This window comes from Acuticoccus sediminis, from assembly GCF_003258595.1.
GTDB classification, from domain to species: Bacteria; Pseudomonadota; Alphaproteobacteria; order Rhizobiales; family Amorphaceae; genus Acuticoccus; species Acuticoccus sediminis.
Genome location: NZ_QHHQ01000003.1, coordinates 467,090 through 493,970, shown reverse-complemented (window position 1 = coordinate 493,970; position 26,881 = coordinate 467,090). Strand labels below are relative to the sequence as shown.

Annotated in this window: 25 protein-coding genes; 21 read left to right on the top strand and 4 right to left on the bottom strand. The window is 69.9% G+C overall.

Annotation, left to right across the window (positions count from 1 at the left end; all coding sequences use genetic code 11):
- Positions 1-2 precede the first annotated feature (2 nt).
- The 3 genes from DLJ53_RS16620 to DLJ53_RS16610 form a co-directional block, all read right to left on the bottom strand.
- Positions 3-1,862: a TRAP transporter permease gene (locus DLJ53_RS16620; RefSeq protein ID WP_111347294.1), complete on the bottom strand. Its 1,860-nt coding sequence runs from the start codon at positions 1,860-1,862 to the stop codon at positions 3-5.
- A gap of 4 nt (positions 1,863-1,866) precedes the next feature.
- Entirely contained in the window at positions 1,867-2,841 is a 975-nt protein-coding gene (locus tag DLJ53_RS16615; RefSeq protein WP_111347292.1) for a TAXI family TRAP transporter solute-binding subunit, read from the bottom strand.
- A gap of 147 nt (positions 2,842-2,988) precedes the next feature.
- Complete coding sequence (locus tag DLJ53_RS16610) at positions 2,989-4,215, bottom strand: CaiB/BaiF CoA transferase family protein (RefSeq protein ID WP_111347290.1); 1,227 nt, start codon at positions 4,213-4,215, stop codon at positions 2,989-2,991.
- Between the two features lie 318 nt (positions 4,216-4,533).
- Between DLJ53_RS16610 and DLJ53_RS16605 the strand changes: the two genes are divergently transcribed.
- The 15 genes from DLJ53_RS16605 to DLJ53_RS16535 all read left to right on the top strand — a co-directional run bounded on the left by DLJ53_RS16605 (position 4,534) and on the right by DLJ53_RS16535 (position 18,743).
- Positions 4,534-5,748, top strand: coding sequence for an ABC transporter substrate-binding protein (locus tag DLJ53_RS16605; RefSeq protein WP_111347289.1), 1,215 nt, complete (start codon positions 4,534-4,536; stop codon positions 5,746-5,748).
- Positions 5,749-5,798: 50 nt separating this feature from the next.
- Positions 5,799-6,548 carry an SDR family NAD(P)-dependent oxidoreductase gene (locus DLJ53_RS16600; protein WP_111347287.1) on the top strand — a complete coding sequence of 250 codons (750 nt, stop codon included), beginning with the start codon at positions 5,799-5,801 and terminating at the stop codon, positions 6,546-6,548.
- Positions 6,549-6,552: 4 nt separating this feature from the next.
- On the top strand, positions 6,553-7,482 hold the full coding sequence (locus DLJ53_RS16595; protein WP_111347285.1) for an NAD(P)-dependent oxidoreductase: 930 nt from the start codon (positions 6,553-6,555) through the stop codon (positions 7,480-7,482).
- Complete coding sequence (locus tag DLJ53_RS16590; RefSeq protein ID WP_111347284.1) at positions 7,479-8,381, top strand: branched-chain amino acid ABC transporter permease; 903 nt, start codon at positions 7,479-7,481, stop codon at positions 8,379-8,381. The genes DLJ53_RS16595 and DLJ53_RS16590 overlap by 4 nt, the downstream gene beginning before the upstream one ends.
- Positions 8,374-9,357, top strand: coding sequence for a branched-chain amino acid ABC transporter permease (locus DLJ53_RS16585; RefSeq protein ID WP_202913196.1), 984 nt, complete (start codon positions 8,374-8,376; stop codon positions 9,355-9,357). Before DLJ53_RS16590 ends, DLJ53_RS16585 begins: the two co-directional genes overlap by 8 nt.
- Entirely contained in the window at positions 9,357-10,133 is a 777-nt protein-coding gene (locus DLJ53_RS16580; RefSeq protein ID WP_111347281.1) for an ABC transporter ATP-binding protein, read from the top strand. Before DLJ53_RS16585 ends, DLJ53_RS16580 begins: the two co-directional genes overlap by 1 nt.
- Positions 10,126-10,860, top strand: a complete 735-nt coding sequence (locus DLJ53_RS16575) for an ABC transporter ATP-binding protein (RefSeq protein WP_111347279.1) — start codon at positions 10,126-10,128, stop codon at positions 10,858-10,860. The genes DLJ53_RS16580 and DLJ53_RS16575 overlap by 8 nt, the downstream gene beginning before the upstream one ends.
- 14 nt (positions 10,861-10,874) lie before the next feature.
- Positions 10,875-11,699, top strand: coding sequence for an N-acyl homoserine lactonase family protein (locus tag DLJ53_RS16570; RefSeq protein ID WP_111347844.1), 825 nt, complete (start codon positions 10,875-10,877; stop codon positions 11,697-11,699).
- Between the two features lie 69 nt (positions 11,700-11,768).
- Positions 11,769-12,401 (top strand): GntR family transcriptional regulator, encoded by a 633-nt coding sequence (locus DLJ53_RS16565; RefSeq protein WP_202913195.1) that lies wholly within the window; start codon positions 11,769-11,771, stop codon positions 12,399-12,401.
- A 79-nt stretch (positions 12,402-12,480) separates the two neighbouring features.
- The gene (locus DLJ53_RS16560) at positions 12,481-13,059 is read left to right on the top strand and encodes a cysteine hydrolase family protein (RefSeq protein ID WP_111347275.1); all 579 of its coding nucleotides are present in this window, start codon (positions 12,481-12,483) and stop codon (positions 13,057-13,059) included.
- A 421-nt stretch (positions 13,060-13,480) separates the two neighbouring features.
- Entirely contained in the window at positions 13,481-14,701 is a 1,221-nt protein-coding gene (locus DLJ53_RS16555; RefSeq protein ID WP_202913194.1) for an FAS1-like dehydratase domain-containing protein, read from the top strand.
- Between the two features lie 14 nt (positions 14,702-14,715).
- Positions 14,716-15,888 (top strand): CaiB/BaiF CoA transferase family protein, encoded by a 1,173-nt coding sequence (locus tag DLJ53_RS16550; RefSeq protein ID WP_111347273.1) that lies wholly within the window; start codon positions 14,716-14,718, stop codon positions 15,886-15,888.
- Entirely contained in the window at positions 15,885-17,078 is a 1,194-nt protein-coding gene (locus DLJ53_RS16545; protein WP_111347271.1) for a CaiB/BaiF CoA transferase family protein, read from the top strand. The genes DLJ53_RS16550 and DLJ53_RS16545 overlap by 4 nt, the downstream gene beginning before the upstream one ends.
- Positions 17,079-17,091: 13 nt before the next feature.
- Positions 17,092-17,949 carry an HTD2 family dehydratase gene (locus tag DLJ53_RS16540; protein ID WP_111347269.1) on the top strand — a complete coding sequence of 286 codons (858 nt, stop codon included), beginning with the start codon at positions 17,092-17,094 and terminating at the stop codon, positions 17,947-17,949.
- A gap of 5 nt (positions 17,950-17,954) precedes the next feature.
- Complete coding sequence (locus DLJ53_RS16535; RefSeq protein WP_111347267.1) at positions 17,955-18,743, top strand: HpcH/HpaI aldolase/citrate lyase family protein; 789 nt, start codon at positions 17,955-17,957, stop codon at positions 18,741-18,743.
- A gap of 23 nt (positions 18,744-18,766) precedes the next feature.
- Here DLJ53_RS16535 and DLJ53_RS16530 read toward each other — a convergent pair whose 3' ends face one another.
- Positions 18,767-19,687, bottom strand: a complete 921-nt coding sequence (locus tag DLJ53_RS16530; protein WP_202913193.1) for a LysR family transcriptional regulator — start codon at positions 19,685-19,687, stop codon at positions 18,767-18,769.
- 111 nt (positions 19,688-19,798) lie between these two features.
- Here DLJ53_RS16530 and DLJ53_RS16525 point away from each other — a divergent pair, with 111 nt between their 5' ends.
- The 6 genes from DLJ53_RS16525 (at position 19,799) to DLJ53_RS16500 (ending at position 26,828) form a co-directional block, all read left to right on the top strand.
- The gene (locus DLJ53_RS16525; protein WP_111347266.1) at positions 19,799-20,818 is read left to right on the top strand and encodes a class 1 fructose-bisphosphatase; all 1,020 of its coding nucleotides are present in this window, start codon (positions 19,799-19,801) and stop codon (positions 20,816-20,818) included.
- Positions 20,815-21,687, top strand: a complete 873-nt coding sequence (locus DLJ53_RS16520) for a phosphoribulokinase (protein ID WP_111347264.1) — start codon at positions 20,815-20,817, stop codon at positions 21,685-21,687. The genes DLJ53_RS16525 and DLJ53_RS16520 overlap by 4 nt, the downstream gene beginning before the upstream one ends.
- 3 nt (positions 21,688-21,690) lie before the next feature.
- Positions 21,691-23,685: a transketolase gene (gene tkt / locus DLJ53_RS16515; RefSeq protein WP_111347263.1), complete on the top strand. Its 1,995-nt coding sequence runs from the start codon at positions 21,691-21,693 to the stop codon at positions 23,683-23,685.
- Complete coding sequence (gene fba / locus DLJ53_RS16510; protein WP_111347261.1) at positions 23,685-24,761, top strand: class II fructose-bisphosphate aldolase; 1,077 nt, start codon at positions 23,685-23,687, stop codon at positions 24,759-24,761. The genes tkt and fba overlap by 1 nt, the downstream gene beginning before the upstream one ends.
- 163 nt (positions 24,762-24,924) lie before the next feature.
- Entirely contained in the window at positions 24,925-26,385 is a 1,461-nt protein-coding gene (locus DLJ53_RS16505) for a form I ribulose bisphosphate carboxylase large subunit (RefSeq protein WP_111347259.1), read from the top strand.
- An 11-nt stretch (positions 26,386-26,396) separates the two neighbouring features.
- A complete protein-coding gene (locus DLJ53_RS16500) occupies positions 26,397-26,828 on the top strand; it encodes a ribulose bisphosphate carboxylase small subunit (RefSeq protein ID WP_111347258.1) in 432 nt (143 codons plus the stop codon).
- Positions 26,829-26,881 lie beyond the last annotated feature (53 nt).

The following is a 26,881-nucleotide window of genomic DNA, read 5'->3' as shown; positions in this document are numbered from 1 at the left end:
GATCAGGCCAGCACCTCGCCCCGGCGGGTGCCGAGGACCCGCGCCCCGACGAGGAGCGCCAGGGCCGCGAACGGCGCCACGTCGTGCGGCCAGATCGCAAGCGCGATCGCGACCAGGAAGACGCCGCCGTCGGCGATCTTCGCCCCGGTGAGCCGCGCGCCCGACAGAAGCCCCGGAATGGCCAGCACCAGGACGACGCCCGAGACCGCCGCTTCCATGATGGCGAGCGGTCCGCCGCGCATCGTCATGCCGGGGTAGAGGAGCAGCATGAAGGGGACGACGTAGGTCACGGCGCCGAGCCGTACCGCCTCGAACGCGGCGGGCAGCCAGTTCGTCCGGGCGATCCCCGCGCCGACGAACACCGCGACGCACACCGGCGGCGTGATCACCGAGATCGTCGCGAAATAGAAGACGAAGAGGTGCGCCGCGAGCGGGTCGATCCCGACGCCGATCATCGCCGGTGCCAGCACCGCAGCGACGAGGACGTAGGCCGCGGTCGTCGGCAGCCCCATCCCCATCACCAGGCACACCAGCGCGACGATGACGGCGACCAGCGCCGCCGAATCGCCCGCGAGCGAGACGATCATCGACGACAGCGTGACGCCGATGCCGGTGAGGTTGATCATCGAGACCAGGATCTGCGCGCCGGCGAGCAGGACGCCGATGATGACGAGGCCCTTTCCGGCGTCCTCGAACCCGGCGACGATCCGACCGAAGAGTTCGCGCGGCGGCAGCCGCCCGGCCTGGGTCGCGACGTAGGCGACGAGCAGACCGGCGATGCCGTAGAACGCCGCCGTGGTGATCGAGCGGCCCATCAGGATCCCCGCGCACAGTCCTCCCAGCGCGGCGACGATGGGGAGCACCCGGCGGGGCGCGACGATGTCGGCCCAGGGCGGAAGCTCCTCCGCCGGGACGAGAGCGAGGCCCCGCCGCAGCGAGACGACGTGCACCGTCACGAACACCGAGAGGTAGAAGAGGAGCGCCGGGAGCGCGGCGGCGAGGATGATCGTGACGTACGAGACCCCCAGGATCTCGGCCATGACGAAGGCGGCGGCGCCCATGATCGGCGGGGCGATCTGCCCGCCGGTGGAGGCGACCGCCTCGACCGCCGCGGCGAACGGGCGCGGATAGCCGAGGCGGATCATCATCGGGATGGTGAAATTGCCCGTCGTCGCGACGTTGGCGACGGCCGAGCCCGAGATCATGCCGAAGAGACCGCTGGCGATGGTGGCGATCTTCGCCGCCCCGCCGACCTGCCGGCCGCCGAGGCGCATCGCGAGGTCCATGAAGGTCTGCCCGCCGCCGCTGTGAAGGAGGAGGGCCCCGAACAGCACGAACGTCGCCACCACCGTCGCCGCGACGCCGGTCAGCATCCCCCAGACGCCGAGGTCGCCGAGGAAGAGCGTCTCCGTCACGAACGCGGTGTCGAACCCGCGATGGCTGAGCCCGCCCGGCAGGAGGTGGCCGAACAGCGCATAGGCGAGGCCGACGAGGACCATGGCCGGGAAGATGACCCCGACCGTGCGCCGCCCGAACTCCAGGATGGCGACGACGAGGCCGAGGGTCAGGACCTTGTCCACCGTGGTCGCCCAGGGGAGGGCGGCCATGATGTCCTCGTAGTTCCAGACGATGTAGCCGCACGCCGCCAGCGTCACGCCGACGAGGGCGAGGTCGATCGCGATCCCCGCCGGGCGCCACCGCGTCCCGCGCCAGAGCGGATAGAGCGTGGCGCCGAGCGAGATCACGAGGGCGAGGAAGAGGGCGCGCTGGACCATGCCCTCGTAGGAGCCGAACGCCGCCGTGGCGAAGACGAAACCGCCGAGGACGAGGGCGACGGCGCTTTGAAGGCGCTCGAGCGTCATCGGTCTACTCGGTCGGCAGGAGCTTTTCAGGGATGGCGACGCCCTTCTCCTTGAAGTAGCGCGCGGCGCCCGGGTGGAGCGGGATCGTGCCGTATTGCATCGTCAGCTCGGCGAGGTCGCTCTCCTTGATGGAGGCCATGGCGTTCGCCTGGGCGTCCTTGTTCTCCATCACCGCCTTGACGATCTGGTAGGCGACCTCGTCCGACATCCCCGCCGTGGTGCCGACGCCGACGCCGAAGCTCCAGGTCGTGTAGGCCGGTACGCCGTCCGCCGCGCCCGCGGGCACGTCGATGATCGACACGTCCGGCATCTCGGCGCGCAGCTTTTCGGCCTGGGCCGCGTCGAGGCCGAGGATGGCGATGTCGGTGAAGGTGGCGATGTCCATGGTGGACGCGTCGATCTTGTTGCCGTTGCCGGACTTCACGTAGCCGGCGACTCGGTTGTCCTTGATGGCGTCGGCCATGTCCGTGGTCGAGCCGCGCACGTAGTCAGCGGTGAGGCCGAGCGTGTCGAAGACCGCCTCGGTGGTCGATTCGGTCGCCGAGCCGCGGATGCCCGGGTTGAAACGCGCGCCCTTGAGGTCCTCCAGCGAGGTGATGCCGGAATCCTTGCGCACGACGACATTCTGCGGCGCGCCGGTGTAGACCCATAGGAGGCGCAGGTCCTGCGGCCGGCCCTCGAACTCGTCCGTCCCCGCGACGGCGTGCTGGGCGACGTTGGTGGTGATGATGCCGAGGTCCATCTGGCCGCGTTCCATGCGGCGGATGTTGTCGAGCGCGGCGCCGGTCTCGACGACGTTGGCGCGGACCCCGTCGACCTTCTCGTTCAGGATCTGGCCGACGGCGACGATGTAGCCGTAGTGGCTCGACGAGGCGGAGGTGGAGCCGAACAGGAGATCGGTGTCGGCGTGCGCGACGCCTGCGGTTCCGATGCCGGCGGCGATCGCCGTCGCGGCGACGGTCGCGATGAGGGTCTTCATGGTGTGGTCCTCCCAGTGTTCTTGTTTTGGGGTGATGATGCAGCCTCTTGCGGTGCGGCTGCTAGGGCGACTGCATCATTTCTTCGCCTAGAAAGCTGATTTCATACGTCCGTTTGGGTCGCGGGCGGTCGTGGGCGGTCGCGGGGTTCACTCCGCGGCCTTGGCGGGGCGAGCCCAGAGTTCGTCGGCCGGGTCGCTCACGTGGGCGGCGCCGGAGGCGACGAGGGCGGCGATCTCGGCCGCGCCGTAGCCGCGCCGGGCCAGCAGCTCCTCGGTGTGCTCGCCCAGGAGCGGCGGCGGGAGGAGCGGCTCGGCCTCGCCCGTGGACGCCGGGAGCGGCAGATCGGGCGAGGCGAAGTGGTATCCGGCGAAGGCGAACTCGGCGTACTTCTTCGGGTCCTTCGCCTGGGGCGCGTCGAGGACGCGGTCCGCGGAGAGGACCTCGGTGTGGCCGACGCCTGCCGCGCTCAGCCGGGCGGCGAGATCGTCGTAGGTGACGGCGCCGACCGCCTCGCGCACGCTCGCCTCAACGGCGTCGCGCTCGCGGCGGCGCTGGCGCAGCGTCGCCAGCGCCGGGTCCGACGGGAGACCGGCGGCGCGGCAGAAGCGGTTCCAGTGCTCGTCCGTCAGCATGACGAGGTAGATCCAGCGCCCGTCCGCCGTCTCGTAGGCGCCGTAGCCGGGAATGGAGAACTCGGGGGAGGGCTCCTGCTCGGGCCGGCCGAGGAGCTGGGACTTCAGCTGGACCCCGACGAGATCGCGGGCGGCGACGTGCAGCCCGGTCTCGTAGAGGCCGAGCTCAAGGTTGCGGCGCTCGGGCTGGTCCTCGCCCGCAAGGAGCGCGCCAAGGATGGCGATCACCGCATACGAGCCGGCGAACTGGTCGTGGTAGGAGGGGCCGAGGCGGGACGGACGACCGTCCACCCGGTTGGAGTACATGACCCCGGTCGCGGCCTCTGCGATGGGATTGGAGGCGACCTCCTCGGCGAGCGGCCCCGGGCCGTAGCCCTTGATGTGGCAGTAGACGATGCCGGGTGTTTGGGCGGCGCAGCGCTCGTAGGTCATGCCGAGCCGGCGGGCGGCACCGGGCGAGAGGTTGTGGACGACGATGTCGGCACCGGCGATGAGGGTGTCGAGGATCGTCTGGCCCTCTGGCGAGCGCAGGTCGAGGCAGATGCTCTTCTTGCCGCGGCTGTAGGCGATGTAGGTGCCGCTGGGACCGCCGCGGACGAGCTTGCGCGTGGTGTCACCGGACGGCGGCTCGATCTTGATCACCTCCGCGCCGAGCTGGCTGAGGATATGGGCCGCGAACGGGGCGGCAATCATACTGCCGAGCTCGAGCACGGTGCGGCCGGCGAGGATCCCAGGCACCATGTGTCAGTCCTTCAATGATGGCATGTGCGTTCGTCCTCATAAAATGCACAATCCATTTTCAAGCTCAACAGGCGAATGCCATTTCACTTCATTGCAGGTGATGTTGGCGAATATCCGCAGATATCCGCCGTATGTGCCGCTCATGAAATGCATTGTAGGCCGAACTACCGACCGATCAGGCGGTTTTTCGCGCTCTTCCGGGCGCTGCGGCTGAATCCGGCGGTCGCTAACTCAATGCATAATGCATTATTCTCTTGACGGAGAAAACCGCCTGCCCATACCCTCCCGGCAGATAACAAAACATTGGGAGGACTTGGGGTGCGACTTCGTACAGCCAAGCAGTGGGCCTTGCCGGCCGCGACCGTCGCCGCGCTCCTCGCCGGCGTCACCATCGCCACCGCACAGGACCCCGGCATCGACGAGGCGAGCAAGACGGTCACCATCGGCGCCTTCACGCCGATCACCGGCCCGGTACCGTTCTACGCCATCCTGACCCACGCCGCCGACGCCTACTACCGGCACCTGAACGAAGCCGGCGGCATCGACGGCTGGACGGTGAAATACGTCACCGCCGACGACGGCTACGACCCGGCGCGCAGCGTCGCCGTCACCCGCCAGATGGTCGACGACGACGGCATCTTCGCCCTGTCCGCCGCCGTCGGCACCGCCACCAACGTCGCCGTGATCCCGTACGCGAAGGAAGTGGGCCTGCCGATGGTCAGCCCCATCGGCGGCGCCAGCGCCTTCTTCGTCGAGCCGAACATCTTTCCGCTGCTGCCCGAATACGGCTGGTCGGCGGCCTCCAACGTGGACTACGCGGTCCACGACCTCGGCCTCTCCAAGGTCGCCCTCCTGTGGGAGAACGACGAGCTCGGCCGCTCCGCCAAGCGCGGCTTCGACCGCTACATGGAAGAGCTGAAGCTTGAGCCCGCCGAGTCGGTCTCCTTCGACGTCAAGACGACCAACTTCTCCCCGCACATCCGCCGCATCGCCAACTCCGGCGCGGAGGCGGTGATCCTCTTCGGCTCCAACGCCAACCTCGCCGCGGCGCTGAAGGCAGCCGATCTCCAGGGCCTCGACGTCAAGTGGTTCGCGCCGTTCTTCGCGGCCGACCCGTCGACCTTCAAGCTCGCGGGCGACCTCCTCAACGGCGTCTACTTCTCGTCCTGGCTGCTTCCGGTGTCGGCCGACGAGCCCGGCGTCGCCGACTACCGCGACGCGATCCAGGAATACTACCCGGACGACCCGGTCGGCGTCTTCGGCCTCAACGGCTGGAGCAACGCGGCGGTCTTCGCGGCCGGCTTCAAGGCCCTTCTCGACAGCGGCAACGAGCTCACCCGCGAGAATCTCCTCGCCGCGCTCGAGACGCTCGACGGCGCCACCGTGGGCGGGGCCCAGAGCGTGACGTTCAAGCCGGGCGACCACCGGGGCACGCGCCAGGAGGGCATCATCCAGGCGCAGGACGGCAAGTTCGTCCTCGTCAAGGAATTCCGGCCCTACCCGGACGTCGTCTTCGAACTCCCAGCCAACTGACACGTCGGCGGCGTCCCCCGCCCGGGACGCCGCCTCAACCGGAGAACTCCATGACGCTCCACCCCCTGAGCGCGCCGCCGCGCCTCGATGGACAGATCGCCCTCGTCACGGGCGCAGCCGGAGGGATCGGCAAGGCCACCTGCCTCGCGCTCGCCGAAGCCGGCGCCACGGTGATCGGGACCGACATCACCGACGCCGTCGACTTCGGGCACAGCGGCGTCCACTACCGCCGCTACGACGTGACCTCGATCGCCGAGACCGATGCGTTGGTCAAAGGGATCGCCGAGGAACACGGCAGGATCGACGTCCTCATCCTGTGCGCCGGGACGATCAGCCACCGTCCGCTCGCCGAGAGCACGGACGAGGAGTGGAAGGCGATCCTCGACGTCAACCTGATGGGTGTCGTCCACCCGGTCCGCGCGCTGTTTCCAGTGATGTGCGAGCAGGGCTACGGCAAGATCGTCGCCCTCGGCTCGATCGCGGCCAAGATCGGCGGCGTCGCGTCCGGCCCGTCCTACGTCGCCGCGAAGTCGGCCGTCCACGGGCTGATGAAGTGGGTGGCGAAGGCGGGCGCGGCCAGGGGCGTCTACGCCAGCATCGTCGCGCCCGGCCCGGTGGAGACCCCGATGTGGCAGACGGTGACGCAGCGCGCCGCCCCGTCACCCAACGGCAGCGTCCCCCTCGGCCGCTACGGCCAGCCGGAAGACATCGCCCAGGCGATCCTCTTCCTCTGCTCGCCCCAATCCAACTGGATCACCGGCACCGTTCTCGATGTGAACGGCGGAATGTTGATGGACTGACACGATGAGCGCCAACCCCACCATCGGTTTCATCGGCCTCGGCGTCATGGGCGGCCCCATGTGCCGCAACGTCGCGACGAAGCATGCCGGCGATGTCCTCGCCTTCGACCTCTCCGCCGAGGCCGTCGCCGCCCTATCGGACACCAAGGCCGAGCCGGTCGGCAGCGTCGAGGACCTCGCCGCCCGGGCCGACGTCGTCTTCATGTCGCTGCCGGGCGGGCCGCAGGTGGAGGCGGTGGCGCTCGGCCCAGTCGCGGGCGCCGCCCGCGCCGGCACGACGGTGGTCGACCTCTCCACCACCCCCGTTGCGGTCGCCCGCAAGGTGGGTGCCGCGCTCGGCGAGAAGGCCATCGGCTTTGCCGACGCGCCGGTCGCCCGCACCCGCGAGGCGGCACAGAAAGGGGCGCTCTCCATCATGGTGGGCGCGGCGCCGGACGTCTTCGCCCGCATCGAGCCGCTGCTCGCCTACATGGCGACGGACATCACTCATGGCGGCGACGTCGGCGCGGGCCAGGTCCTGAAGCTCGTCAACAACATGCTCGTGTTCGAGAACGTCGTGACGCTCGCCGAGATGATGGTGCTCGCCGAGCGGGCGGGCGTCTCCGGCGAGACGATGCTCGAGGCCGTCTCCAAGGGCTCCGGCGACAGCTTCGTGCTGCGCAACCACGGCCGCAAGGCGATGTTGCCGCGCCAGTTCCCGGACAGGTCCTTCCCGCCCGAGTACGTCCTCAAGGACATGGACTACGTCTTCGAGCTGGCGCGCGAGACGGGTGTGCCGATCCGCGCGGCCGAGACCGTCCGCAAGTACTACGAGCGCGCGGTCGGCACCGATCTGTCCGGCCGCTACTTCCCGGGCGTCATCCGCCTTGTGGAGGAGGGCGCGTTCGCGGACGAGGAGGGCGCCGGGACGGGCGCGTCGGAGGCGGCGGAGTGAGCGGCTTCCTCGACAGCCTCGCCTACGACCTCTTCCCGCTGGTCTGGTCGGGGATCGTCACCGGATGCCTCTACGCGCTCGGCGCTCTGGGGCTCGTGATGATCTTCAAGTGCTCGCGCGTCGTGAACTTCTCGCACGGCAACGTCGCCGGGTTCGCCGCCTTCCTGGTCTACGGCTTCTCGTCGGGGGCGCTGATGTCGCTCTCGTGGGGGACGGCGGTGCTGCTCGCGGTCGTCTGCGTCGTGGCGATCGCCTTCCTCACCTACGCGCTGATCTCGCCGCTGATCGCCGAATCCGACCTCACGGCCACCATCGCGACACTCGGCGTCGGCCTCATCATCCAGGGCGCCACGCTGCTCGTCTTCGGCGCGGACATCGTCAGCCTCGACCTCCCGGTCCCGCGCTTCTCCACCTCGCTCCTCGGCCTCAGGATCACCGGCTACGACCTTACCGTGCTGTCGGTCGCGGTCGTCACCATCGGCACGCTGTTCTTCGTGATCGACCACACCAAGCTCGGCATCGCCTTCAGGGCGATCTCCTCCAACCCGTTCGCGGCGGAGGTGTGCGGGCTGAACCTGCGCCGGGTCCACGTCTTCGCGTGGGTCGTCGCGGCAGGGCTCGGCGTGGTGGGCGCGCTTCTCATCGTGCCGACGACCTTCCTCAGCGCCACAACCGTCGCCGCCTTCATGCTGCAGGCCTTCGCGGCGGCCGTGGTGGGCGGCTTCGCGAGTCTCCCCGGCAGCCTCATCGGCGGCATCATGATCGGGATCCTCATGAACCTCTTCACCTTCTACGTCTCGCCGGAATACTCGAGCACCTTCCTGCTCGTCGTCATCCTCGCGGCGCTGAACGTCTTCCCGAACGGGATCCTCGCGACCGTGAGCGGGTCCCGTGTCTGACGCGCTCGCCCCCACCTCCGCCGGGAGCCCGCTGCCGATGCCCGCGGGTGCGCTCGCGATGCGGGCGGGGACGGTGGTCCTCGTCCTCGCGCTCGCGGCTGTCCCGTTCGTACTGAAGGGCTCGTGGACCTACGCGCTCGGCGTCACCTTCGCGAATTCCATCGCGGTGCTCTCGGTCAGCGTCCTGGTGCGCTACGGCGGCGAGGTCTCGATCGGGCACGGCTTCTTCGCCGCGGTCGGCGCCTATTCGGTCGCGATTCTCGAACAGCGGCTCGGCGTCTCGGTCGTCCTGTCGCTGCCCGTGGGCGTCGCGCTCGGGGTGCTCCTCGGGATCGCCTTCGCCTTTCCCTCGCGCAACATCTCCGGCATCTACCTCGCCGTCTCGACGATGGCGCTGGCGCTGGCGCTGCCGGAGCTGATCAACAACGCGTCCGACTTCACCGGCGGCTACCAGGGGCTCTACGTCGCCAAGCCGGTGATCCCCGGCGCCGACATGGGACTGCAGCGCTACTACGTGCCGCTGGTGGCGCTGGTGGCGGTCGCCTACGCGCTGTCCCAGCTGCGCCGGTCGCGGCAGGGGATGGCGATGCTGCTCGCCCGCACGCACCCCGCGGCGGCCGACGCCTTCGGAACGCGACGCGTCTGGGCCCGGATCGCCGTCATGGGGGTGAGCTGCGGTATCGCGGCGCTCGCGGGATCCGTCCTCGCCTTCGCCAGCTCCACCGTCTCGCCGAGCGGCTACACCTTGTGGACGTCGATCTTCCTGCTCGTCGGCTCGGTGGTGAGCGTCTACGGACTCACCCTGCCGCGCGCTCTCATCGGCGGCGCCTTCCTCACCATCGTGCCGCAGCTCCTCTCAGCGTCCGGAGCGTGGATCCCGGTGATGTACGGGGTGGCGCTGCTCGCCGTCATTCTCGCCGCTCACTTCGCGCCGCGCCTCGGCGCGCTGGTGCGGCGCCGTCCGGGAGGCGTCTGATGGACGCGACGAACCATGCGCTGGTCGGGGAGGGCGTGTCGCTCTCCTTCGGCGGCATCAAGGTCTTGAAGGGCCTCGACGTCGAGTTCCGGCCCGGTGAGATCACCGGCCTGATCGGGCCCAACGGCGCCGGCAAGACGAGCCTCTTCAACTGTCTCACCGGGGCCTACCGGCCGACACAGGGCTCGATCCGCTACGCCGGCGATCCGCTCGACGGGCTGCCGCCCGCGCGGCGGGCTGAGAAGGGCGTCGTGCGCTCGTTCCAGACGGTCGCCCTCTGTCCCGACCTCACGGTGGTCGAGAACGTCATGCTGGGCCTCGCCCGCGACTATCACGCCGGCTGGCTCTCGGCCTTCCTGCCGCTGCCCCGCGGTCGGCGGGAGTGCGCCGACATGCGCCTCAGGGCGATGGCAGCGCTCGCCGAGCTCGGCCTCGACGGCGTCGCCGAGCGCTATCCCACGGAGGTTCCGCCCGGCACCCAGCGCCTGGTCGAGATCGCCCGTGCCATCGCCGGCAAGCCGTCCGTCCTCCTCCTCGACGAGCCCGCCGCGGGGCTCAACAACGCCGAGACGCGCGACCTTACGCGGGCCCTCAGGAGCCTTGCGGCGCCGAACCTCGTGATGGTCGTGGTCGAGCACGACATGGACCTCGTCATGTCCATCTGCGACCGGATCTACGTCCTCAACTTCGGCGAGTTCGTCGCGTGCGGTCCTCCGGATGTCATCCGACAGGATCCGGATGTCCAGCGCATCTACCTGGGGACCGACGATGACTGAGCTTCTCTCCGTCGCCTCCCTCTCGGTCTTCTACGGCGCCAACCAGCAGGCGGTGGAGGGGGTGTCCTTCGCGGTACCGTCCGGCTCGGTGGTGGCGCTCCTGGGCGCCAACGGAGCGGGCAAGTCCTCGATCATGAAGGCCGTCGCCGGCCTCGTGCGCGGGACCGGTGCGCTCACCTTCGACGGCGAGCGGATCGACGGACTTCCGGCCCGCGAGCGGGTCGCCAGAGGCATCGTCTACGTGCCGGAGGGGCGCGAGATCGTCGGCGACCTCACGGTGCGCGAGAACCTCGTCCTCGGCGGCTACAACGTCCCCGCCGCCACGCGCCGCACCCGGCTCGAGATGGTGCTGGAGCTCTTCCCCGAGATCGCCGGCAAGGCGAACGGCGGCGCCTGGCGCCTGTCGGGCGGCGAGCAGCAGATGCTGGCGATCGGGCGCGGGCTGATGGCCGGTCCCCGGCTCCTCCTCCTCGACGAGCCCTCGCTGGGCCTCGCGCCGCTCCTCGTCCGGCGCGTGTTCGACCGCCTCGGCACGATCCGCGGCGAGAGCGAGCTCGCGATCCTCCTCGTCGAGCAGAACCTTCGCATGACCATGCGCCTCGCCGACGAGATCCACTTCCTGCGCGGCGGCCGCCTGATCGGCCACAAGCGGGCCGAGGACCTCAAGGACGAGACCGCGCGCCAGGACGCCGTCGACGCCTACCTCGGCGCCGCGGCCGCCGAATGACGGATACCGAACCGATGACCGCCCCCGCCACCTACGAGATCCACGCCATCCGCTACGCCGTCAACGAGACGCGCACGCGCGGGCAGAGCTTCATCCTGGAGGCCCGTCCCACCGACATCCTGCCGATGGACTTCTACTGCTGGGTCCTGATCGGGCCGGATGGGCCGATCGTCGTCGACACCGGCATGAACCCCGAGAAGGCCCGCCATCACGGCCACACGATGCTGCTCGATCCGGTGGAGGCGCTGCGCGGGCTCGGCGTCGACCCGGAGCGGGTGGAGACGGTCGTGCTCACCCACGCCCACTACGACCACCTCGGCCACCTCGCCGCGTTTGCCAATGCGCACTTCCACATGCAGGCCGAGGAGATGGCCGCGATCACCGGGCCGTACATGGAAAAGCGCTGGTTCCGCCGCGCCTACGAGGTGGACGAGATCGTCGCCCTGGTACAGCTCCTCCATGCGGGGCGCCTCACGCTCCACGGCCGCGAGCGGACCATCGCCGACGGCGTGACCGTCCACTGGGTGGGCGGACATGCGGCGGGGCAGGAGATCGTCTGCGTCCGGACCGCGCGCGGCACAGTCGTCCTCGCCTCCGATGCACTGCATTACTACGAGGAGTACGAACGCGGGGTGCCGTTCTCGGTCGTCTTCAACTCGACCGACATGATCGCCTCGCACGACACGATCCGCGCGCTGGCGCCGAGCGACGACCACGTCGTGCCGGCGCACGACCCCCTCGTCGTCACCCGCTATCCGGCGTCCCGGCCCGACCTTCAGGGGAAGGTCGTGCGCGTCGACCTCGCCCCCGTCACGCAAGGCGGAGGGGGACGTGCATGACGATGGACTGCACCTTGGAGCGGAGTTCGGGTTATGAGGAGCGTTCGTCACGAGGGAAACGAACGCACGATGCATCGTACGAAGGAGGAATGGGTCGCGGACTATCTGCGCGAAGGCATCATCTCCGGTCGCCTGCCGCGCGGCTCGAAGCTGAAGCAGGCCGAGATCGCAGCGACCCTGGGGACCAGCATCACGCCGGTACGCGAGGCGATCAAGCTGCTCGACGCGGAGGGCTTCGTCCACGCCTCCTCGCACAAGGGCGCGGTGGTGGCCGAGTTCGACATCAACTCGACCGAGGAGATCGTCGACCTGCGCGTGACGCTCGAGTGCAAGTTGGCGCTGAAGGCGCTCGGCAAGCTGGAGCAGAGCCACATCGACGAGCTGGTCTCGCTGCAGAAGGACATCGAGGCGGCGACGGAACGGGGCGACCGGGACGCGGTGCGCCTCATCAACTACCGCTTCCACGAGCTCATCTACATGGCGGCGGACCTGCCGCTGACGCTGCGGTTCGTGCGCACGCTCTGGGCGCGCTACCCGTTCGACCTGATCAACAAGGTGGAGAACCGGATCGACCGCGCGTCGGACGAGCACCGGGAGATGCTGAGCGCGATCATCTCGCGCGACGAGGCCGCGATGATCGCGGCCCTTCGCACGCACATCCGTGCGGGCTGGGAGGAGTTCAAGTCGAGCTACGCCCCCTAGGGGCGGGCCCGCTGCAAGGCTCCCTGCGCGCACTCCGGCCTGCGGGCCGGCCGACTTTCCGCGAACATTGGAGCCTTCGATGACGACGAACGCGATCCTGCTCGTCATGGACATGATGAACGACCTCGTCCACCCGGACGGGATGGGCGCCTCGACCTACGTGGTGCAGTGCCGGGAGCGGGGCGTCTACGCCAACACCGTGCGGGCGATCGACCGGGCGAGGGCCGCGGGGATGATGGTGGGCTACGTGCGCGTCGGCTTCTCGCCGAGCTACGCGGAGTGCCCGCCGAAGTCGCCGGTATTCTCCAAGGCGCGCGACAACAAGGTGTTCACGCTCGGCACCTGGGGCACGGAGGTCTTCCAGGACTTCGCCCCGAAGGACGGTGACCCGGACATCGTCAAGCACCGTGTCAGTCCCTTCTACGCCACCAAGCTGGAGCCGCTTTTGCGGGCTCAGGGGATCGGGCGGCTGATCCTGACGGGCGTGTCGACCAACGGCGTCGTCTCGGCGGCGGTACGCGAGGGGCACGACCGGGACTATGCCTGCGTGGTCCTCGAGGACTGCTGCGCCGGCGCGACGACCGAGGAGCACGAGTTCGCGCTCGCGGGCCTCAGGCGCTACGCGGCGATCACCACCTCCGCCGACTTCGAGACCTGATCCCGGGCGGTGCCGGCGGGGGCGTCCTGCCGGTACGGCCCACCGGCCGGCGGCGTCCCGTCCGGGTGGAGCGGGCGGCCGGAAAGGGGTCCCGCCCGGGCCCGAATGGCGTCACCGGCGGGGCATTCGCCACCTTCCACCACCGATGAGTCGGCCAGCATCACCATGCTGGGCTCACATCCCCAAAAAGAATGCATTCTTTCTTTTGGTGTCGGTGTGTGGAGTCCGTGGATCTCCGCAGAATTCCATAAGTCTGATGGCGAGGAAGCGGCAGGCTTTCGAAAATAATGCATTGACACGTCTGATGCATAATGCATTCTATAATCATCGAGGGGCCACGATCGGCCGCGGCGCCGGTGAGCCGAGCGCGCCCGACGACCCCCACCGCAACAATCAGCATCCGAATGAAGAGGACAGCGCCTTGACCACGCTCGACATGGCCGAAAAGCCCAAGCACGACGTCGGCTCGGCCCCCGCCGAAGGCAAGATCACCGACGAGGCCATCGCCAAGGCGCGCGACATGATCGGCCTGCAGCTCCGCCCGGAAGGCCCCTACCTGCAGGACGCCACCACCGACACGCTGCGCAACTGGTGCAACGGGATCGGCGACCTCAATCCGCTGTACCGCGAGCTCGAATACGGCCGCCAGACCCGCTACGGCGGTCAGGTCGCGCACCCGATGTTCCCCATGGCCTTCGGCTGGGTCGGCCGGACGCGCTGGGGCTTGCCGGGCGTGCACGGCTTCTACGCCGGCAACGACTGGGAGCTGTTCCGCCACATCCGCCCCGGTGACCGCATCAGCGCGATCGAGCGCGTCGTCGGCGTCGAGGAGAAGCAGTCGAAGTTCTCCGGCCGCCTGGTGCTCCAGTACGTCGAGGCGACCTACACCAACCAGCGCGGCGAGCTCGTCGCCCGCGCCCTCGGCACCTGCACCCGCCACGAGCGCAAGGCCGCCCGCGACGCCGGCAAGTACAAAGACATCAAGACCCACGAGTACACGCCGGAGGAGTACGAGAAGCTCGACGACGCGATCATGCGCGAGGACGCCAACATCCGCGGCGCCAACGTGCGGTACTTCGAGGACGTCACCGAGGGCGAGGAGCTCGAGCCGATCGTGCGCGGGCCGCTGTCGCTGATGGACACGATGGGCTTCCTCGTCGGCTGCGGCCGCGGCCATACCCACGGCGTCGTGTTCAAGGCGGCGATGAAGCACCCGGGCCATTTCTTCCGGAACCCGGAGGCGGGCGGCGGTATCGAGTACACCGGCATCGGACACCACCGCGAATCGACCGCCAAGGAAGTCGGCGTCCCGGGCGTCTACGACTACGGCCCGCAGCGCTCGGCCTGGATGGCTTCGCTCGTCACCAACTGGATGGGCGATGCCGCCTTCCTGAAGCGCGTCCGCACGGAGATGCGCCGCTTCAACACCATGGGCGACTCCACCTGGTGCAAGGGTAAGGTCGCCCGGAAGTACATGAAGGACCGCCACGCCCTCGTCGACATCGAGATCTGGGGCGAGAACCAGCGCGGCGAGATCACGACGCCGGGCCTTGCGACGGTCGTCCTGCCCTCGCGCGATCCCAACATCCCGGTTCACTTCGACGGCGCCGGCCTCGATCTCGAACTGCCCGTCGTGCGCTGACGGAGGACCCTTTCATGTCGACCGACGGGCCGCTGGCCGGGATCAAGGTGGTGGAGTGCGCCCAGGGCGTGGCCGCCGGCTATGCCGGACGCCTCCTTGCCACGATGGGCGCCGAGGTCGCCATGATCGAACCGCCCGAGGGGTGCGCGCTCCGGCGCGAGCCCCCATACCTCGACGGCGACGGGCTGCAGAGCGCGCTGTTCTCCTACCTCGGCGCGGACAAGCGCAGCGTCGTCCTCGACCTTGCCACTCCCGAAGGCCGCCGCGACCTCGCCGCGCTCCTCACGGACGCCGACATCTTCCTGTTCGACACGCCCGTCGACGCCCGCCCGGCGCTGGGTCTCGACGAGGCTGCGCTCCGCCGCGGGCACCCGCACCTCGTCGTCGCGTCGGTGCTGCCGTTCGGGGCGTTCGGCCCCAAGGCCGGCTGGCAGGGGGAGGAGATCAACCTCATCCATGCCAGCGGGGAGGGCTATCTCCTTCCCAACGGGCTCTCCGTCGACCTCTTCCCGGACCGCCCGCCGCTCAAGATCGCCGGCCGCTTCGCCGAGATGCAGGGCGGCGTGACGGCGCTGTTCGCGACGCTCGCCGCGCTCTGGTCGGGGGAGGGGCAGACGGTCGACGTCTCGGTGCAGGACGCGAACGTCGCCATCGGCGCCTTCGCCATCCAGCGCCTCGGCGACGGGTCGGTCGAGCATCGCCACGAGCGCAACTTCCGCTACGGCGGCGTCATCGAGTGCCGCGACGGGTTCGTCGAGCTGCTCACCCTCGAGGAGCGGCAGTGGCAGGGCCTCGTCGAGCTGATGGACAGCCCCGAATGGGCCTGTGGCCCCGGGATGGACGATCCCGCGGCGCGCAGCGCCCGGGGACCCGACATCAACGCGCGGATCCGGGCATGGGCACGCGAGCACCCGGTCGCCGAGCTGGTCGCGCGCGCCCAGCGCCTCGGCGTGCCGATGGCCCCGTACAACACGCCGGCCGACGTCCTCTCCGACCCGCACGAGGAGGCGCGCCGCCTGTTCGGCGAGGTGGACATTGCCGGCGTCGGGCCGGTGCCGATCCAGACCGCGCCGTTCCGCTTCGGCGCCGATCCCCTCGCGGTGAGGCGCGCCCCTCCGGCGCTCGGCGCCGACCAGGCGATCCTCGAGCGCTCGCGCCCCCGCGAGGCGCGCAAGGTGAACGCATGAGACCCCTCGAAGGCATCCGGATCGCCGACTTCACCGTCCACGCGGCCGGGCCGTTCTGCACCCACATGCTCTCGCTGATGGGCGCGGAATGCATCAAGATCGAGACCGCGTTGCGGCCGGACATCTTCCGCAAGCCGCACACCGTCTACGGCCGCGCGGGCGCCGCCACGTTCGACCAGGTGGCGTCCAACAAGCTCTCCATCCGCCTCAACCTCAAGGACGCCGAGGGCCGTGAGCTCGCCAAGCGCCTCGTCGCGGTCTCCGACGTCGCCGCGGAGAGCTTCCGCGCCGGCGTCATGGCCCGCCTCGGCCTCGGCTACGACGTGCTCGCGGGGGTGAAACCCGACATCGTGATGGTCTCGATCTCGTCCTCGGGCCAGACCGGGCCGGACTCCCACTTCGCGGGCTACGCGCCGCTCTTCGGCGCATGGGGCGGCCTCGGCTACCTGACGGGCTACCCGGACGGGCCGCCGGTGGAGATGCGCCACGTCATGGACCACTCGGTCGGGATGAATGCGGCCGCCGCGACCGTCGCCGCGCTGCATCAGCGCCGCCGTACCGGGCGCGGCGCGCACGTCGACGTCGCCGCGCGCGAGGTCGCCTCGTCGATCGTCGGCGACACGATGATGGTGGCCGCCGCGGGCGGCTACGTCGAGCGGATCGGCAACGACGACCATCGCCGCGCCCCGCACGGCCTGTTCCCGACCGACGTCGAGGACCGCTGGCTCAGCCTGTCGGTCGGCTCGCAGGCGCAGTGGCGGGGGCTGCTCACCGTGATGGACCGCCGCGACCTCGCAGCCGCGCCGCAGTTCGAGACCGAGGCCGACCGCCATGCCAACCGCGAGGCGCTCGCCAGGATCGTCGCCGCCTGGTCCGCGCACCAGGACGCCGATACGGCCGTGCGTCGTCTTCAGGAGGCCGGCGTGCCCGCGCACATCTCCTGGAGCACGGAGGATATCGCCGCGGACGCGCACCTTCGCGGGCGCGGCGCCATCGTCGACGTGACCGAGTCCGGCGGGGCGGTGCGTGCCGCCATCGGCCGCCCGGCGCGCTTCTCGGCCTGCGACGAGCCGGCGTTCGAGCGCGGCACGCCCCGGCTCGGCGAGCACGAGGAGTACGTGTTCGGCGAGCTCCTCGGCCTCGGCCGCGCCGCGATCGACGACCTCATCGATCGCAACGTCATCCACTGAACGGACCGCCGACATGACCGACACCACCCTCGCCGGCGAGGACCATGCCTCCGCCATCGGCCGCGCCGAGCAGCGCACCGCACGGATCGCGCCGGAGGCCGTCGAGGCGCTCGCCGCGACCCTCGACCTCTCCCCGGAGCCGTCGCTTGGCGGGGCGCTGCCGCCGGGCTGGCACTGGATGTTCTTCAATCCCTTCGTGCGCCGCAGCGAACTCGGCGTCGACGGCCACCCGAAGCGTGGCGGCTTCCTGCCGGACGTCGGACTGCCGCGCCGGATGTGGGCCGGCGGTCGACTGACCTACCATGCACCGCTCCCCGTCGGCGCTGACGCGGTGCGCGAGAGCACCATCCTCGACGTCTCCGAGAAGAACGGCCGAAGCGGGCGTCTGGTGTTCGTCACCGTGGCGCACCGGATCTCGCATGCCGGCGTGCTGTGCATCGAGGAACAGCAGGACATCGTCTACCGCGAGGCCCAGTCCGGCCCGTCCACCCCGCCGCCTGCGAAGCCCGCTCCGGACGACGCCGCATGGTCGGAGCCGGTCGATCCCGACACGGTCCTCCTGTTCCGCTACTCGGCGCTCACGGCGAACGGGCACCGGATCCACTACGACCGGCCCTACGCCATCGAGGAGGAGGGCTATCCCGGGCTCGTCGTTCACGGCCCGCTGACGGCCACGCTCCTGCAGGGACTCGCCGTCCGCAGCCAGCCGTCGCGCACGCTGGCGACGTTCGCCTTCCGGGGCATGTCGCCGCTCTTCTGCGGCGCGCGCTTCCACATCGAGGCGCGACTCGACGGCGAGGTCATGGCACTCTGGGCCCGCGGACCGCAGGGCGGTCTCGCCATGCAGGCCGACGCAACCTTCCGGGACTGAGACGAATGGGCGAGCCGCGCAGCTATCTTTTCGTTCCCGGCGACCGGCCGGAGCGGTTCGCCAAGGCAGCCGCGTCCGGAGCGGACGAGATCATCATCGACCTCGAGGACGCCGTCGCCGCGACGGCCAAGGCCGGTGCGCGGCGCAACGTCGCCGCCTGGTTCGCGGGGGGCGGGCGTGGCGTCGTGCGCATCAACGGCCTCGACACCGAGTTCGCCGACGCCGACCTCGCCATGCTCGCCGAAGCGCCGGGTGCCACCGTCATGGTCCCCAAGGCGAACCCCGCGGGGCTGGCCGAGGTCGCCGGCCGGCTCCAGGGCCGCCCGCTGATCGCGCTGGTCGAAACGGTGGCGGGGCTGGTTGCGGCGCATGAGGTCGCCGGCTCGGCAGGGGTCGTGCGACTGGCGTTCGGCAACCTCGACTTCGGCGTCGACGCGCGCATCCCCGGCGAGGGGAGCGTGCTGGACCCGGCCCGCTTCGCCATCGTGATCGCCTCCCGCCACGCGAACCTCGCCCCTCCCATCGACGGCGTGACCCCGGAGATCGGCGACATGGCCAGGCTGGAGGCCGACGTCGCCCGCACGCGCGCGCTCGGCTTCACCGCGAAGCTGTGCATCCATCCGAAGCAGGTGGCGGTCGTGAACGTCGGCCTGTCACCCCGCGCCGAGGAGATCGAGTGGGCGCGGCGCGTCCTCGCCGCAGTCTCCGAGTCGGAGGGCGTCGCCGAGGTCGACGGGAAGATGGTCGACGCACCGGTCCTCGCCCGCGCACGCTCGATCCTCGACATGGCCTGAGGCGCCGCGCCGGACCGACGTCGTCACTCGCGTGGGTAGGCCGGCAGGAAGGCGCCGTTCAGTCCGACCACGAACTCGATCACCCGGGCAAGCGCGCCGGACGGTGGCCGGTCGACGGGGCGGATCAGGAACCACTGGCGCACGACCGGCGTGCCGGCCACCGGCAGCACCGTCAGCCGCCGCGCGTCCAGCTCGGCGGTAATCGTGTGCGCGGACAGGAACGCGATCCCGAGCCCCGCGATGACCGCCTGCTTGATCGTCTCGTTCGAATCGAACTCGATGGTCCGGGCGGGAAGGGTGTCCCCGGCCCGTGCGAGAAGACGCTCCATCAGCATGCGCGTCCCCGAGCCCGGCTCGCGGATCAGGAACACCTCGTCCATGAGCTGGGCCGGTACGATGGTCTTAAGTCGCGCCAGGGGATGGGACGGCGGCGTGATCCACACGTGCGGATGATCTCCTAGCACGGCGGCGTCGACGATCGGCACTCGGGGCGGCCGGCCGCAGATCGCGAAGTCGATCCGCCCCTCCGCGAGCCCGGCCATGATCGCCTCGCGGTTGCCCACGACGAGCGACAGGTCGAGCTCGGGCATCGCGGAATTCACCCGCGCCATCAAGCCGGGTGTGAAATACTTCCCAGTGCTGGTGACACCGAATACCACCCGTCCGGCCTTGCCCGACTGGAGCGCGGCGATGCGCGCGCACGCCCCCTGCAGCTCCCAGTCCACCCGGCGCGCGGCGGCGATCAGCTCGCGCCCGAACGCGTTCGGCGCCCACGCCGGACGGTCGAACAGCTCCACCCCGAGAAGGGTCTCCAGCGACTTAAGTTGCATCGACACGGCCGGCGCCGTCAGGCGCAACTTGTCGGCCGCGGCCGTCACGCCGGCGCATTCGGAGACCGCGACGAGCGCGCGGAGCTGCTTGAGGGTCAGGGCGTCGGTCTGCACGGCATTCAAGATTCCTGAACGTCACCGAATAACTTTTAAATTCTCACGAACGCGGTGCTGAGGCAATCTTCCCAAAAGCGTCGCTCAAAGAACGCAACAAGGAAACGTCCGATGAACGAGCCCCCCACACTTGCCCGCCATCTGGACGGGCAGCGCGAGGACATCGCCAAGGTCGTGATCGCGGTCGCCGAGGTGGCCGCTCAACTGTCCGCCGCGATATCTCTCGGCCCGTTGCGGGGGTCCATGTCGCAGGCCGTCGGCCGCAACACGGACGGCGACCGGCAGACGAGGCTCGACGTCCTCGCCGACGAGGCCTTCGCCGGCGCGCTGCAGGACGGACCGGTCCTCTGGTACCTCTCGGAGGAGCGCGAGACCGTCGCCATGCTCAACTGGGAGGGAAGCCTCGCGGTCGCGATCGACCCGCTGGACGGCTCCTCCAACATCGACGCCAACGTCTCCATCGGCACCATCGTCTCGATCTACGACGCGCTGCCGGACGGGGACGAGAGCTTCCTGCGCCCCGGCCGCGAACAGGCCGCCGCGCTCTACGTGATCTACGGCCCGCAGACGGCGATGATGCTGACGACGGGGGCGGGCGTCTCGATGTTCGTGCTCGACCGGGCGCATGGCGAGTTCCTGCGCGCCGGCCAGCTCTACACCATCCCGGCGGAGGCGACCGAGTTCGCCATCAACGCTTCGAACTACCGCCACTGGGCCCCGCCCATCAAGGCCTACATCGACGACTGTCTGGCCGGGACCGACGGTCCCGCCGGGCGCAACTTCAACATGCGCTGGATCGCCTCGCTGGTGGCGGAGACGCACCGGATCCTCTCGCGTGGCGGCATCTTCCTCTACCCGGCCGACGCACGCCCCGGATACGAGGAGGGGCGCCTGCGCCTCGTCTACGAGTGCGCGCCGCTGGCGTTCCTCGTCGAACAGGCCGGCGGGGCGGCCACCGACGGCGAGACGCGCATGCTCGACATGACGCCGAGGTCGCTGCACGCCCGCACGCCCTTCGTCTTCGGCTCGCGCGACAAGGTCGCCCGCGTCGCCGCCTATCACTCGCTGCCCGCGGCCGAGATCGCGCCGCTGTTCGGCCAGCGCGGACTGTTCAAGGGAGCCGCGTCATGAGCCGCAAGCACCCCGTCATCTCCGTCACCGGATCGTCCGGCGCCGGCACGACGACGATCAAGCACACGTTCGACCAGATCTTCCGCCGCGAGAAGATCTCCGCCGTCACCATCGAGGGAGACGCGTTCCACCGCTTCAACCGCGCCGACATGAAGGCCGAGCTGCAGAAGCGGCTCGACGAGGGGGACGCGACGTTCTCCCACTTCTCGGTGGAGGCCAACGTCCTCGACGAGCTGGAGAACGTCTTCCGCACCTACGGCGAGACCGGCGGCGGCAAGACGCGCCACTACGTCCACGACGACGAGGAGGCCGAGCGCTACGGCGTGCCCCCCGGCCACTTCACGGACTGGCGCGAATTCTCGCCGGGCTCCGACGTCCTCTTCTACGAGGGCCTGCACGGCGCGGTGAAGACCGACACGATCGACATCGCCGGCCACGCGGACCTCAAGATCGGCGTCGTGCCCGTCATCAACCTCGAATGGATCCAGAAGATCCATCGCGACAAGGCGACCCGCGGCTACACCACGGAGGCCGTCACCGACGTCATCCTGCGCCGCATGCACGCCTACGTGCACACGATCTGTCCGCAGTTCATCCAGACGGACATCAACTTCCAGCGCGTGCCGGTGGTCGACACGTCCGACCCGTTCATCGCGCGCTGGATCCCGACGCCGGACGAGAGCCTCGTCGTGATCCGCTTCGCCAACCCGCGCGGGATCGACTTCTCGTACCTCGTCTCGATGCTCCACGATTCCTGGATGACCCGGGCCAACTCGATCGTGATCCCGGGCCCCAAGCTCGACCTGGCCATGCAGTTGATCCTGACGCCGATGATCCTGCGCCTCGTCGAGCAGAGCAAGAAAGCCTGACAGATGCAGCAATTCGTCCAGCCGTCCGCGGCGCACACCACGCCCATGGCCAACGCCATCCGCGTCCTGACGATGGACGCGGTCGAGAAGGCCAACTCGGGCCATCCGGGCCTGCCGATGGGGATGGCCGACGCCGTCTCCGTCCTCTACGAGCGGTTCGTCTCCGTCGACCCGTCGATGCCTGGCTGGCCGGACCGGGACCGCGTGGTCTACTCGGCCGGGCACGGCTCCATGCTGGTCTACGCGATCCATCATCTCCTCGGGTTCGAGGACATGACGCGGGCCGAGCTCGAGAACTTCCGCCAGCTCGGCAGCCGCACCGCCGGCCACCCCGAGTACGGCCACGCCGACGGGATCGAGACGACGACCGGGCCGCTTGGGCAGGGGATTGCCAACGCCGTCGGCATGGCACTCGCCGAGCGGCTCGAGGCGGCGCGCTTCCCCGATCTCGTCGACCACTTCACCTACGTCGTCTGCGGCGACGGGTGCCTGATGGAGGGGATCAGCCACGAGGCGATCGACATCGCCGGCCATTTGAAGCTCGGCAAGCTCATCGTCCTGTGGGACGACAACCGGATCACCATCGACGGGCCGACGAGCCTCTCCACCTCGACCGACCAGTGCGCGCGCTTCGAGGCGTCGGGCTGGCATGTCGCCAATGTCGACGGCCACGACCGCGAGGCGGTCGCCGCGGCCATCGAGGCGGCGCGGGAGGACGAGCGGCCGTCGATGATCGCATGCCGCACGGTGATCGGCTTCGGCGCGCCGACGATGGCGGGATCCCACAAGGTCCACGGGGCGCCGCTGGGCGCGGAGGAGATCGCGGCGACCCGCGCGGCTCTGGGGTGGACGGCCGGCCCGTTCGAGGTGCCGCAGGAAGCGCGCCGCCCCTGGCTCGCCGTCGCCGAGCGCGGCCGGACGGCGCGCGCGGCCTGGGAGGCCCGCCTCGCCGCGAGCTCCCGTGCCGGCACCTTCCGGACGGCACGGGCCGCCCCGGACGCGGCGAGACTGCGCACCGCGATCGCCGGGTACAAACGCACCCTGTCCGCCGACGCGCCGAAGCTTGCGACCCGCGTCGCCTCCCAGAAGGCGCTCGAGGTGGTGAACCGGACGCTCCCGAACATGCTCGGCGGCTCGGCCGACCTGACGGGTTCCAACAACACCAGGACGACCGGGATGACATCGGTCGCCCCCGGGGATGCCTCCGGCGACTACGTCCACTACGGCATCCGCGAGCACGCGATGGCGGCGATGATGAACGGGATCGCCCTCCATGGCGGCTTCGTCCCCTACGGCGGCACCTTCCTGTGCTTCGCCGACTACTCGCGGCCCGCCATCCGCCTGTCGGCGCTCATGGGTCTGCCGGTCGTCCACGTGATGACGCACGACTCCATCGGCCTCGGCGAGGATGGGCCGACGCACCAGCCGGTGGAGCACCTCGCGGCGCTTCGGGCCATCCCGAACCTGATGGTCTTCCGGCCCGCCGATGCGGTGGAGACCGCCGAGGCCTGGGAGATCGCCGTCCTGTCGCCGCGCACGCCGAGCGTCATCGCGCTGTCCCGGCAGGGACTGCCGACGGTGCGCACCCGGCACACCGACGACAACCGCACGGCCCGCGGCGCCTATGTCCTGCGTTCGCCGGACCGCCGTGACGTCACGCTGATCGCAACCGGGTCGGAGGTGGAGATCGCGCTCGCCGCGGCCGACCGCCTCGCGGAGGAGGGGATCGGGGCCGCCGTCGTCTCGGCGCCGTGCCTGGAGCTCTTCCGCCGGCAGGACGGCGACTACCGGGCCGCGGTGCTCGGCGAGGCCCCGCGCGTCGCCGTCGAGGCGGCGGTTGAACTCGGATGGGAGCGCTGGACCGGCGACGCCGGCGCCTTCGTCGGCATGAGCGGCTTCGGCGCCTCCGGCCCCGCAGCGGACCTCTACGAACACTTCGGAATCACGCCCGCCGCCGTCGCCGAGGCCGCGCGGGCCGTCATCAAGGGGACGAACTGATGGGCCTCATCACACTGCGCCAGCTCCTCGACCATGCCGCCGAGCACGGCTACGGCGTGCCGGCCTTCAACATCAACAACATGGAGCAGGGCATCGCCATCATGGAGGCGGCGAAGGCCACCGACTCCCCCGTCATCATCCAGGCCAGCCGTGGCGCGAGGTCCTATGCCGGCGACAACATGCTGCGGGCGATGATCGAGGCGCTGGCCGCGTCCTATCCGGGCCTGCCGATCTGCCTGCACCAGGACCACGGCGAGAGCGTCAGGACCTGCCTGTCGGCGATCCAGAACGGCTTCACCTCGGTCATGATGGACGGCTCGCTGAAGGCCGACGGCAAGACCCCGGCGGACTACGAGTACAACGTGTCGATCACCCGTTGGGTGGCCGAGCTCGCCCACATGGTGGGCGCGTCGGTCGAAGGCGAGCTGGGCTGCCTCGGCTCGCTGGAGACCGGGGAGGGCGACCAGGAGGACGGCCACGGCGCCGTCGGCACGCTCTCGCGCGAGCAGCTCCTCACCGATCCGGACGAGGCCGCGGCGTTCGTTGCCGAGACCGGGGTCGACGCTCTGGCGGTCGCCATCGGCACCTCCCACGGCGCCTACAAGTTCAGCAGGAAGCCGACCGGCGACGTTCTCGCCATGGACGTGATCGAGAAGATCCACGCCCGGCTGCCGAACACGCACATCGTGATGCACGGCTCCTCGTCCGTGCCGCAGAAGTGGCAGGACATCTTCAACGCCTACGGCGGCGAGATGCGCGAGACCTACGGCGTCCCCGTCGACGAGATCGTGCGCGGCATCCGGCATGGCGTGCGCAAGGTGAACATCGACACGGACCTGCGCCTCGCGGCCACCGCCGCGATCCGCCGGGTCGCCGCCACGGACACCGCGCAGTTCGACCCGCGCAAGTTCCTGAAGTCCGCCACCGAGGCGATGACGGAGGTGTGCCGCGAGCGCTTCGAGGCCTTCGGCACGGCCGGACAGGCCTCCCGGATCAAGGTGATCCCGATGTCCGAAATGGCGGAACGATACGCCACCGGCGCGCTCGGCCCAGTCCCCATGGCCCGAGCCGCCTGACCCCGGCGCGCCCCCCGACGGCGCGCCGCCCTGACACGACACGCACGGCCCTTCGGACGCGCCCGCGCCCGTAAACGATGGCGGCTGGCCCACCGCCTCCCGATCGCCGAACGGCGGACCCGCCTCGCGGGGCGCCGGACGCCCGAGACACAAGGAGAGGAACATGAACGAGAGAGCCCAGCCCCTCACGGCGGCGAAGCGCTACGCGGCGGGCGTCATGAAGTACGCCCAGATGGGCTACTGGCAGCCCGACTACGAGCCGAAGGACACAGACGTCATCGCGCTCTTCCGCATCACGCCGCAGGACGGCGTCGACCCCGAGGAGGCGGCCGCCGCGGTCGCCGGCGAAAGCTCCACCGCCACGTGGACGGTGGTGTGGACCGACCGCCTGACCAACTGCGAGAAGTACCGCGCCAAGGCGTACCGCGTCGATCCGGTGCCCAACCAGCCCGGCGTCTGGTTCGCCTACATCGCCTACGAGCTCGATCTCTTCGAAGAGGGCTCGATCGCGAACCTGACGGCCTCGATCATCGGCAACGTCTTCGGCTTCAAGCCGCTGAAGGCCCTGCGCCTCGAGGACATGCGCCTGCCGACGGCCTACGTGAAGACCTTCCAGGGGCCGGCGACCGGCATCGTCGTGGAGCGCGAGCGGCTGCAGTGCTGGGGCCGTCCGCTGCTCGGCGCGACCGTGAAGCCGAAGCTCGGCCTCTCCGGGCGCAACTACGGGCGCGTCGTCTACGAGGCGCTGAAGGGCGGGCTCGACTTCACCAAGGACGACGAGAACATCAACTCGCAGCCCTTCATGCACTGGAGGGACCGCTTCCTCTACTGCATGGAGGCCGTCGCCCGCGCGTCCGCCGCGACCGGGGAGGTGAAGGGCACCTACCTCAACGTCACCGCGGCGACGATGGAGGACATGTACGAGCGCGCCGAGTTCGCCAAGGAGCTCGGGTCCGTCATCGTGATGATCGACCTCGTCATCGGCTACACGGCGATCCAGTCGATGGCCAAGTGGGCGCGCCGGAACAACATGATCCTGCATCTCCACCGGGCGGGCCACTCCACCTACACGCGGCAGAGGTCGCACGGCGTGTCGTTCCGCGTGATCGCCAAGTGGATGCGCCTCGCGGGCGTCGACCACATCCATGCCGGCACGGTCGTCGGCAAGCTGGAAGGCGATCCGGCGACGACACGCGGCTACTACGACATCTGCCGCGAGGAATATAACCAGAAGTGCCTCGAGCACGGCGTGTTCTTCGACCAGGACTGGGCCTCGCTGAACCGGCTGATGCCGGTCGCCTCGGGCGGCATCCACGCCGGGCAGATGCACCAGCTCATCCAGCACCTGGGCGAGGACGTGGTGCTCCAGTTCGGCGGCGGCACGATCGGCCACCCGGACGGCATCGCGGCGGGCGCGCAGGCCAACCGCGTGGCGCTGGAGGCGATGATCTTCGCCCGCAACGCCGGCGCCGACTACGTCAAGGACGGGCCGGAGATCCTCGCCCGCGCCGCCCGGACCTGCACGCCGCTGCGCCAGGCGCTCGATACCTGGAAGGACGTGACGTTCAACTACCAGTCGACCGACGCGCCCGACTTCACCCCGCTCGAATCCGTCACCGCGTAAGGAGGCTTCCCATGCGTGTCACCCAAGGCGCTTTCTCGTTCCTCCCCGACCTGACGGACGAGGACATTCACACCCAGGCGCAATACTGCATCGACAATGGCTGGGCCGTCTCGGTCGAGTGGACCGACGACCCGCACCCCCGCAACGTCTACTGGGAGATGTGGGGCCACCCGATGTTCGACAATCCGGACGCGGCGGCCGTGGTCTTCGAGGTCAACGAGTGCCGCAAGGCCCACGGCGGGGACTACATCCGCGTCGTCGCCTTCGACTCCTCGCCCGGCTGGGAGTCGGTGCGGCTCGCCTTCATCGTCAACCGTCCCGCGAAGGAGCCCGGTTTCCGCCTCGTGCGGCAGGAGGGCGAGGGGCGGAAGATCCACTACACGATCGAATCCTACGTGACGGTGCGCGCGCCTGAAGGCGAGCGCTACTCCGCCGCGACCTGATCCTCCCCGGGGCTTGCGGGCCCCCAACTCGCGGGCGGTCCTTCCGCCGCCCG

Bases quoted from the DNA above. Each gene is read 5' to 3' on its own strand.
- DLJ53_RS16620 (WP_111347294.1), bottom strand. From the start codon at position 1,862: ATGACGCTCGAGCGCCTTCAAAGCGCCGTCGCCCTCGTCCTCGGCGGT.
- DLJ53_RS16615 (WP_111347292.1), bottom strand. From the start codon at position 2,841: ATGAAGACCCTCATCGCGACCGTCGCCGCGACGGCGATCGCCGCCGGC.
- DLJ53_RS16610 (WP_111347290.1), bottom strand. From the start codon at position 4,215: ATGGTGCCTGGGATCCTCGCCGGCCGCACCGTGCTCGAGCTCGGCAGT.
- DLJ53_RS16600 (WP_111347287.1), top strand. From the start codon at position 5,799: ATGACGCTCCACCCCCTGAGCGCGCCGCCGCGCCTCGATGGACAGATC.
- DLJ53_RS16595 (WP_111347285.1), top strand. From the start codon at position 6,553: ATGAGCGCCAACCCCACCATCGGTTTCATCGGCCTCGGCGTCATGGGC.
- DLJ53_RS16580 (WP_111347281.1), top strand. From the start codon at position 9,357: ATGGACGCGACGAACCATGCGCTGGTCGGGGAGGGCGTGTCGCTCTCC.
- DLJ53_RS16575 (WP_111347279.1), top strand. From the start codon at position 10,126: ATGACTGAGCTTCTCTCCGTCGCCTCCCTCTCGGTCTTCTACGGCGCC.
- DLJ53_RS16570 (WP_111347844.1), top strand. From the start codon at position 10,875: ATGACCGCCCCCGCCACCTACGAGATCCACGCCATCCGCTACGCCGTC.
- DLJ53_RS16565 (WP_202913195.1), top strand. From the start codon at position 11,769: ATGCATCGTACGAAGGAGGAATGGGTCGCGGACTATCTGCGCGAAGGC.
- DLJ53_RS16560 (WP_111347275.1), top strand. From the start codon at position 12,481: ATGACGACGAACGCGATCCTGCTCGTCATGGACATGATGAACGACCTC.
- DLJ53_RS16550 (WP_111347273.1), top strand. From the start codon at position 14,716: ATGTCGACCGACGGGCCGCTGGCCGGGATCAAGGTGGTGGAGTGCGCC.
- DLJ53_RS16545 (WP_111347271.1), top strand. From the start codon at position 15,885: ATGAGACCCCTCGAAGGCATCCGGATCGCCGACTTCACCGTCCACGCG.
- DLJ53_RS16540 (WP_111347269.1), top strand. From the start codon at position 17,092: ATGACCGACACCACCCTCGCCGGCGAGGACCATGCCTCCGCCATCGGC.
- DLJ53_RS16535 (WP_111347267.1), top strand. From the start codon at position 17,955: ATGGGCGAGCCGCGCAGCTATCTTTTCGTTCCCGGCGACCGGCCGGAG.
- DLJ53_RS16525 (WP_111347266.1), top strand. From the start codon at position 19,799: ATGAACGAGCCCCCCACACTTGCCCGCCATCTGGACGGGCAGCGCGAG.
- DLJ53_RS16520 (WP_111347264.1), top strand. From the start codon at position 20,815: ATGAGCCGCAAGCACCCCGTCATCTCCGTCACCGGATCGTCCGGCGCC.
- tkt (WP_111347263.1), top strand. From the start codon at position 21,691: ATGCAGCAATTCGTCCAGCCGTCCGCGGCGCACACCACGCCCATGGCC.
- fba (WP_111347261.1), top strand. From the start codon at position 23,685: ATGGGCCTCATCACACTGCGCCAGCTCCTCGACCATGCCGCCGAGCAC.
- DLJ53_RS16505 (WP_111347259.1), top strand. From the start codon at position 24,925: ATGAACGAGAGAGCCCAGCCCCTCACGGCGGCGAAGCGCTACGCGGCG.
- DLJ53_RS16500 (WP_111347258.1), top strand. From the start codon at position 26,397: ATGCGTGTCACCCAAGGCGCTTTCTCGTTCCTCCCCGACCTGACGGAC.